The sequence below is a fragment of the Tardiphaga sp. genome, from assembly GCF_028290785.1.
Classification (GTDB): Bacteria; Pseudomonadota; Alphaproteobacteria; order Rhizobiales; family Xanthobacteraceae; genus Tardiphaga.
This window is the reverse complement of record NZ_JAQGJD010000364.1, coordinates 1-5,969: the sequence shown is the minus strand read 5'-3', so window position 1 is coordinate 5,969 and position 5,969 is coordinate 1. Positions and strand designations below refer to the sequence as shown.

At 64.8% G+C, this 5,969-nt stretch carries 6 protein-coding genes and 1 pseudogene; 2 read left to right on the top strand and 5 right to left on the bottom strand.

Going from position 1 to position 5,969, the window contains the following annotated elements:
• Together JWR89_RS23265 and yajC are read right to left on the bottom strand one after the other, a co-directional pair.
• Window positions 1–658, bottom strand: a pseudogene (locus JWR89_RS23265) (protein translocase subunit SecD); the annotation flags it as partial.
• A 44-nt stretch (window positions 659–702) separates the two neighbouring features.
• On the bottom strand, window positions 703–1,080 hold the full coding sequence (gene yajC, locus JWR89_RS23260; RefSeq protein WP_299720513.1) for a preprotein translocase subunit YajC: 378 nt from the start codon (window positions 1,078–1,080) through the stop codon (window positions 703–705).
• Between the two features lie 188 nt (window positions 1,081–1,268).
• On the opposite strand from yajC, the gene JWR89_RS23255 reads away from it, so the two are divergent.
• Window positions 1,269–2,252 carry an ATP-binding protein gene (locus JWR89_RS23255; RefSeq protein ID WP_299720512.1) on the top strand — a complete coding sequence of 328 codons (984 nt, stop codon included), beginning with the start codon at window positions 1,269–1,271 and terminating at the stop codon, window positions 2,250–2,252.
• Window positions 2,253–2,418: 166 nt separating this feature from the next.
• On the opposite strand, the gene JWR89_RS23250 is transcribed toward JWR89_RS23255, so the two are convergent.
• Together JWR89_RS23250 and JWR89_RS23245 are read right to left on the bottom strand one after the other, a co-directional pair.
• Window positions 2,419–3,849, bottom strand: coding sequence for a LysM peptidoglycan-binding domain-containing M23 family metallopeptidase (locus tag JWR89_RS23250; protein ID WP_299720511.1), 1,431 nt, complete (start codon window positions 3,847–3,849; stop codon window positions 2,419–2,421).
• Window positions 3,850–3,955: 106 nt separating this feature from the next.
• Window positions 3,956–4,606 carry a protein-L-isoaspartate(D-aspartate) O-methyltransferase gene (locus JWR89_RS23245; protein ID WP_299720510.1) on the bottom strand — a complete coding sequence of 217 codons (651 nt, stop codon included), beginning with the start codon at window positions 4,604–4,606 and terminating at the stop codon, window positions 3,956–3,958.
• A gap of 292 nt (window positions 4,607–4,898) precedes the next feature.
• Between JWR89_RS23245 and JWR89_RS23240 the strand changes: the two genes are divergently transcribed.
• The gene (locus JWR89_RS23240; RefSeq protein WP_299720509.1) at window positions 4,899–5,276 is read left to right on the top strand and encodes a response regulator; all 378 of its coding nucleotides are present in this window, start codon (window positions 4,899–4,901) and stop codon (window positions 5,274–5,276) included.
• A gap of 101 nt (window positions 5,277–5,377) precedes the next feature.
• On the opposite strand, the gene JWR89_RS23235 is transcribed toward JWR89_RS23240, so the two are convergent.
• Window positions 5,378–5,969 (bottom strand): 5'/3'-nucleotidase SurE (locus JWR89_RS23235; RefSeq protein ID WP_299720508.1); only part of this gene is annotated, 592 nt, incomplete at its 5' end.

Genomic DNA, 5,969 nt, shown 5'->3' with positions numbered 1-5,969 from the left:
AATCGACCATGCGGAAATCGAGTTTCGCGGTCTTGCCGAGCAATTCCTTGAGGCGGGTCGGATCCTGCAGGCCGGGCACCTGTACCAGGATGCGGTCGATACCCTGGCGCTGGATCAGCGGCTCGACCGTGCCGAGCTCGTTGACGCGGCGCTCGACGATCTGGATCGACTGTTCGACCGACTGGCGGACGCGTTCGGTGATCGCTGCGGGCGGCACGGTCATGCGGATCAGCCCGCCGCCGGCATCGGCGACATCGAGGCTGCGCTGGCCGCTGGAGCCGAGCAAGCCGCCAAGCGGCTGCGACAGTTCGCGCAGTTTGGTCAGCGCGTTCTGGACGTCGGTATCCTTGGTGATGCGGACTTCGACATTGTCGTTGCGGACGCCGAGGCCGGTATAGACGATCTTGGCATCACGCAGCGTGCGGCGGACGTCGTCGCGAACCTGATCGAGCTTGTCCTTCTTCACCGAATTGGCATCGACCTCGAGCAGGATGTGCGAACCGCCCTGCAAATCGAGGCCCAGCACCAGATGGCGCTGCGCCCATTTCGGCCAGGTCTTGACCTGGGCCTCGGGGAAGAAATTCGGAACCGCGAACAGGCAGACCACCAGCGCCGTCAGGATGATCGCCAGCGCCTTCCACCGCGTGAAATACAACATCGAGTTGACCCGTCAGATTCTTGAAATGGCGACGCGCGAACGCGTCAGCTCGCGCTCGACTCGTCCTTGACGGACTCGGTCTTGTCGGCCTTTTCCTTGGCCGGCTCGCCCTTGGTGCGCACGCCGGAGATCATGGTGCGCATCTGGCGAACGCGAACGCCGTCGGAAATCTCGAACTCGATCTGCTCGTCATCGACCACCTTGGTGACCTTGCCGACCAGGCCGCCGGAGGTGACGACGGTGTCGCCGCGACGGATGTTCTTCACCAGTTCGGCGTGGTCCTTCACCTTCTTCTGCTGCGGGCGCAGGATCAGGAAGTACATGATCACGAAGATCAGCGCGAACGGCAGCAACGACATCAGCATCGAATTGGTGTCGCCGCCGGTAGCAGCTGCCTGGGCGAAGGCGGGAGTAATGAACATCGGAGATTCCTTGTGAAAACAGCGACAACCGGCGACGCAGCGGCGTTCGGCCGGTTTGGTAAATTCGCGCGGACTATAGCGGCCGGCGCTCCAATTGCAACGCTGCCCAGGGCCGATTTGCCTCTCATTTGAGGCGCTTGCGGCAGGTCGCGGGGCTCGATATGGGTTCGCCGTCAGGAAGGCTCAAAATGTCAAAAAAGCCCAGCAAAACCAGCTCCAGCGCCCCGTCCAAGGCCGCTGCGAAGCGCCCCGCTCCCAAACCCCGCGCCGCTGCGGCTAAACGCCCCCGTGCGGCGAAACCGCCAGCCATGGATGAGCGCATCGCCGTGGCGCTGGAGGCGATCGCCGCCGGCATGGCCGCCGCAGCGCCGAACCGGTCTGGCGCCGATTCTCTGGCCAAAGCCGACGCGTTCATCTGGCATCCGGACGGCCGGCTGGTCCCCGTGCCCAAGGTCAGCCGCGTCGATCTCGGGCTGTTGCAGGGCATCGACCGGGTGCGCGACACCCTGATCGAGAACACCGAACGTTTCGCCAACGGCCTGCCCGCCAACAACGCGCTGTTGTGGGGCGCCCGCGGCATGGGCAAGTCGTCGCTGGTCAAGGCCGCGCATGCCAGCGTCAACGCCAGCAAGTCGGTCAATGGCCGACTGAAGCTGGTGGAAATCCACCGCGAAGACATCGAAAGCCTGCCCGCGTTGATGGCGCAGATCCGCGCCTCGAAATTCTACTTCATCGTGTTCTGCGACGACCTCTCCTTCGATGGCAACGACGCGTCCTACAAGTCGCTGAAGGCGGTGCTGGAAGGCGGCATCGAGGGCCGGCCCGACAACGTCATCCTGTACGCCACCTCGAACCGCCGCCACCTGCTGGCGCGCGAGATGGTCGAGAACGAACGCTCCACCGCGATCAATCCCGGCGAAGCCGTCGAGGAGAAGGTGTCGCTATCGGATCGCTTCGGGCTCTGGCTCGGCTTCCACAAGTGCACGCAGGACGAATACCTCACCATGGTGCGCGGCTATTGCAGCCACTACGGCCTCGCGCTCGACGATGCCGAACTGGAACGCGAAGCGCTGGAATGGTCGACGACGCGCGGCTCGCGCTCCGGGCGCGTGGCGTGGCAGTTCACCCAGGAACTGGCGGGACGGCTCGGCGTGAAGCTGGCGGGGAAGTAGCGGTCGATCGTAGGGTGGGCAAAGGCGCGGTTGCGCCGTGCCCACCGCTGTTGAAGACGGTGGGCACGCATCCTCGCGCTTGCGCGACGATGCTTTGCCCACCCTACGAAAACAAAAGGCGCCGTCTTTGCAGACGGCGCCTTTTGTTACTTCACGAATACCAGCGCTAGCCGCCGTTGAGATACTGTGCTGGATCGACCGGCGACGAGCCCTTGCGGATCTCAAAGTGCAGTTGCGGCGAACCGACTTCGCCGGACTGGCCGGACTTGGCGATCACCTGGCCGCGCTTGATGGTTTCGCCGCGCTTCACCATCAGCTCGCTGGCATGGGCGTAGGCCGTCACGTAGCCGTTGGAGTGGCGCACCAGTACCAGGTTGCCATAGCCTTTCAGCTCGTTGCCGGAATAGGCCACGACGCCGTCTTCGGCGGCCTTTACCGGGGTGCCTTCCGGCACGGCTACGTTGATGCCGTCATTGGACTTGCCATTGGTCTTGGCACCGTAGCCAGTGACCACGCGGCCGCGTACCGGCCAGCGGAACGTCGGCAGCGCGCCGGTGGCGTCAGCCGCCTTGACCGGCGATTCCGGCGCAGCGACTTCTTCCGGCGTGGTGGTGGCGCTGGCGAGACGCGCCTTCTGAACGGGCTCGGCGGACACCATCTTGGTGGCAGGCGCGGTCGTCACGGCGCCAACCGGGGCAGCAGCAACAGCGACGGGAGCAGCGAGCGGCGCCGGCGGCGCACCCGCGACGCGGGCGCTGGGCACCGTGATCTTGCTGCCGAGTTTCAGGCCGGCAGAGGGTGCCAGTCCATTGGCGCGAGCCAGATCTGCCACCGGCACGTTGTTGCGGCGGGAAATGCTCATCAGCGTATCGCCGCGATTGACGACATGCACCGACGCTGCACCGGCGGCAACGGCCACCGGCTTGCTGGCGGGCGCGGCCAGCGCGGGCGCTGGCGCTGGCGCCGAAATCGCCGCGGTCTGGCGCGGGATGATCAGTTGCTGGCCCGGCGACAGCGCGCGCGGCCCCTTGTAACCATTGGCCTGCAGGATGGCAGCCGACGAGACGTTGTAGCGGCGCGACAGGCCGTCGAGCGTGTCGGAGGTGCCGACGATGATGGTGGTGCCGCCATCGCGGGCCTGGCCATTGGTCGCGGCGATCGAGCGCGGCGCCACGGTACCGGTGCTCTCGATCGGCGGATGCGCCGGCGGGGTGTAGGAGCCGAGGCCGCGACCGCCTCCGGTCACGGGTGCTGCGGAAGCCACGCGGCCGGTCTGGGTCGGATAGGACTGCGGCGCCGCGATCGGCGGCGGCAGCGCGGACGACTGATAGGTGGGCTGCGGGTTGTAGGCCGGGCGCTGGTATTGCGGCAGTTCGCTACGCTCGACCGGCGCGCGCGGCGCGGCGCGCGGGGCCACCGAACCCGTCGACTCGCCCTGCCAGCCGAAGCCGCGGGACTGACCGGAATCGAAACTTGGATTTTGCGAAAGTCGCGTCTGCATGTCGGCGCTGCAGCCGGCAAACCCGATGGACATTAGCGCCAGCACCGCGACCTGCGGGGCCCGGCGCGAGCAAAGCAACTCGACAACGCTGGACATTGGTTACTCACTCATACGCAACAAAATACTTATTTGAGTAAACACCGTCTCCGTTACCAAGCCTTTAACCCTGCCACGAAGCCGTGATCGGGGTGTCGAACTTTTTTCACAGTTCGCGCGCGACGCCTTTCAGCGCCGGGACGAAGCGGACATCGACCAGCTCCTTGCGCTCGATGCCGTCGGCGGTTCGGGTGAACCGGACCAGGGTCTGCACCCCGGAGTGCGGACCGACCGGCGCGATCAGGATGCCACCGGTTTCGAGCCGCTCGAGCAGCGCGCCGGGCACCTCCTCCATCGCCGCCGTGACAATGATGCGATCGAACGCCCCGACATTGGCCGGGATGTCGTAGCCATCGCCCAGCATCACCTCGACATTGTGCAGCTCAAGCCCTTCCAGCCGTGCCCGGGCGGAATCCGCCAGGGTGCGGTAGCGCTCGATGCTGAGAACGTCACGGCTGAGCTTCGACAGGATCGCGGCCTGGTAACCGGAGCCGGTACCGATCTCCAGCACGCGATGGCTGGATTTCAACTGCAACTGCTCGGTCATGTAGGCCACCACGAAGGGCTGGCTGATGGTCTGGCCGCAGGCGATCGCCAGCGCGGTATCGCGCCAGGCGTGCGCCCGATCGGCCGGCGCCACAAAAAGGTCGCGGGGGATGGATTCCATCGCCCGCAGCACCGATTGGTCGCTGATTCCCCTGCGCCGCAGGCTGAGTTGGAACATCATTTGTTCGGGCGGGTGTCCGACGGAGATCATGGCAGCCTCACGCAACGCGAATTCGTTCACCCAGAGGCATAACGCAGATAGATTGACGCAAATTTGCGAGTCGGCTTAAGACCCTTGCGAATGCTGCTTCGCCGTTCCACCGTTGGAACCAGCCCCGGGCTGGTACGTTGATAGCGGGGCATTCATCCACTTTTGCATCGCTATGTCGGAAATGGGACGCAGGGGAAGCGTGCGTCTATTTCATGGAAACGGCAATGCGCCTAGATTGCGTTCGGAAGCGTAATTTGCGATTTTGTTCAGGAATTGAACGAGGAAACCGGCTATGACTGCAACCAAGCCGCCGGGCGGATCGGTGTTCCTCGTCGAAGACGAGGTAATGATCCGCATGATGGTGGCCGATATGCTCGAGGAGCTCGGCTACAGCGTCGCCGCCGAAGCCGGCGAGATCAACGAGGCCGTGCGTCTGGCCGGCTCGACCGAATTCGACATCGCGATCCTCGACGTCAACGTCAACGGCAAGGTGATTTCACCGGTCGCCGAAGTGATCCACAGCCGCGGCCGCCCCTTCATCTTCGCCACCGGCTACGGCGCCCAGGGCCTGCCGGAAGAATTCCGCGACCGCCCGACGTTGCAGAAGCCGTTCCAGATGGAGACGCTGGCCCAGGTGCTCGCCAGCACGCTGAAGGGCGTGGCGGTTTAGCGTCGCAACGAGTTGTAGTTGTAGGATGGGTTGAGCGTCTTCGCGAAACCCATCGGCCGCAGTTGATGGGTTTCGCAAGCGCTCAACCCATCCTACGAGCCCTACTTCATCGCCGCCGTCAGCGCTTCCGAAAATGCCTCGTCGGTGCGATCCAGCCGCAGCGGCGTCACCGAGACGTAGCGCGCGGCGAGGGCCGCGAGGTCGGTGCCTTCCGCCGGCGTATCGACCACGGCGATGCGCTCGAAGCCGATCCAGAAATACGGATTGCCGCGACCATCCTTGCGTTCGTCGACGCGCAAAAAGCCCTGGTTGCGCTTGCCCTGCCGCGTCACCTTGACGCCCAACACGTCACCCGCGACGCAGGCCGGGAAATTGACGTTGATCACCGTGTTCTTCGGCACGCCGGCCGCGATCACCTTGCGCAGCACATCCGGGCCGAACTTCAGTGCGGTGTCCCACAGCGGCGCGTGGCGGGTTTCCATGGAAAATTCCTGCGACAGCGCCACCGACGGGAATCCGAGAATAGTGCCTTCCAGCGCGCCGGCGATGGTGCCGGAATAGACCACGTGCTCTGCGTCATTGCTGCGCTTGTTTACGCCGGTGAGCACCAGGTCGGGCTGCTTGTCGAGATGGTTGTGGCGCGCGCCAATAATCACGCTATCGGTCGGCGTGCCCCTTTCCGCAAAGTGTCGC